Here is a 1,708-nt window from a genome sequence, read left to right as displayed (position 1 = left end):
GGGGAGGGTGGGAGAGAGGGGGGAGGGAAGGGGGGAGGGTGGGGGGAAGGGGGGGGGGCCCCCGCGTTGGTTTGGTTCCGTTCCCCCTCCCGTGTCGCGGAGGCCTCGGGTCAGGCGCTCTTCTCCCGGCGCTCGCGCTTGATCATGTCGCGCGGCACCAGGGTGGGGATGGCGTGCTTGGAGACCACGTCGCCGGTGACCACCACGCGGGCGACGTCCTGGCGCGAGGGGACCTCGTACATCACGGACATCAGCACCTCCTCCATGATGGCCCGCAGCCCGCGCGCGCCGGTGCCGCGCAGGATCGCCTGGTCGGCGATCGCCTCAAGCGCGTCCCGGGAGAACTCCAGCTCCACGCCGTCCAGTTCGAACAGCTTGCGGTACTGCTTGACCAGCGCGTTGCGCGGCTCGGTGAGGATCTGGAGCAGCGCCTCGCGGTCCAGGTTGTGCACGCTGGTGATCACCGGGAGACGGCCGATGAACTCGGGGATCATGCCGAACTTCACCAGGTCCTCGGGCATCACCTGGCGGAAGTGGTCGCTGGCGTCCGACTCCCGCTTCGAGCGGATGTTGGCGCCGAAGCCGATGCCCTTGGCACCCGCGCGGCCCTCGATGATCCGCTCCAGGCCGGCGAACGCGCCGCCGACGATGAACAGCACGTTGGTGGTGTCGATCTGGATGAACTCCTGGTGCGGGTGCTTGCGCCCGCCCTGCGGCGGCACCGAGGCCGTGGTGCCCTCCAGGATCTTCAGCAGGGCCTGCTGCACGCCCTCGCCGGAGACGTCCCGGGTGATCGACGGGTTCTCGCTCTTGCGCGCGACCTTGTCGATCTCGTCGATGTAGATGATCCCGGTCTCGGCCTTCTTGACGTCGTAGTCGGCCGCCTGGATCAGCTTGAGCAGGATGTTCTCGACGTCCTCGCCGACGTAGCCGGCCTCGGTCAGCGCGGTGGCGTCCGCGATGGCGAACGGCACGTTGAGCATCCGGGCCAGGGTCTGCGCCAGCAGCGTCTTGCCGGAGCCGGTGGGGCCCAGCAGCAGGATGTTCGACTTGGCCAGCTCGATGGCGTCCTCGCGGCCGTTGCCGCCGCTGCGGCCCGCCTCACCGGCCTGGACCCGCTTGTAGTGGTTGTAGACGGCGACCGACAGCGCCTTCTTGGCGAGGTCCTGGCCGACCACGTACTGGTCCAGGAACTCGTAGATCTCGCGCGGCTTCGGGAGCTCCTCGAAGCGCACCTCGGAGGTCTCGGCGAGTTCCTCCTCGATGATCTCGTTGCACAGGTCGATGCACTCGTCGCAGATGTACACGCCTGGGCCGGCGATCAGCTTCTTCACCTGCTTCTGCGACTTGCCGCAGAACGAGCACTTGAGCAGGTCGCCACCGTCTCCGATGCGTGCCACGAGGTGCTTCCCCTTCGCCAGGGGCCCCGCAGGGTTCCGGGGCCTGGTGCTGTGGACCGTCAACGCCGACGGCGCTCGGTCTCGCTATCCGACGGTACTCTGCCGGGCCCGTGATTCCGGCCTCTTCGCCAGGTCTGCCCTACGCCCTGGGCGAATTGATACCGAACAGATGCCGTCGCGCGGGCCCGCCGATGGGCCGGGGCGGGGTGCGCACCCGGGTGCGCACGAAGGGCGGCCCCCCCCCCAACACGATCCCCCCCCCCCCGCCAGGGGAGAAGTTGGTGGCACGCCTAGTGCCATGCTAGTAT

The 1,708-nt window shown here is 68.9% G+C and carries 1 protein-coding gene; it reads right to left on the bottom strand.

All coding sequences use genetic code 11. The features are described 5' to 3' along the window. Positions 1-110: 110 nt before the first annotated feature. The gene (clpX, locus tag ACFVGO_RS25740) at positions 111-1,400 is read right to left on the bottom strand and encodes an ATP-dependent Clp protease ATP-binding subunit ClpX (RefSeq protein ID WP_045696864.1); all 1,290 of its coding nucleotides are present in this window, start codon (positions 1,398-1,400) and stop codon (positions 111-113) included. Positions 1,401-1,708: the final 308 nt, after the last annotated feature.

Origin of the sequence: Kitasatospora sp. NPDC057738, from assembly GCF_042798815.1 — a bacterium.
Taxonomy (GTDB): Bacteria; Actinomycetota; Actinomycetes; order Streptomycetales; family Streptomycetaceae; genus Kitasatospora; species Kitasatospora lactacystinica.
Note: the sequence above shows the minus strand (reverse complement) of the source record. Positions and strands in the feature narration are given on the sequence as shown.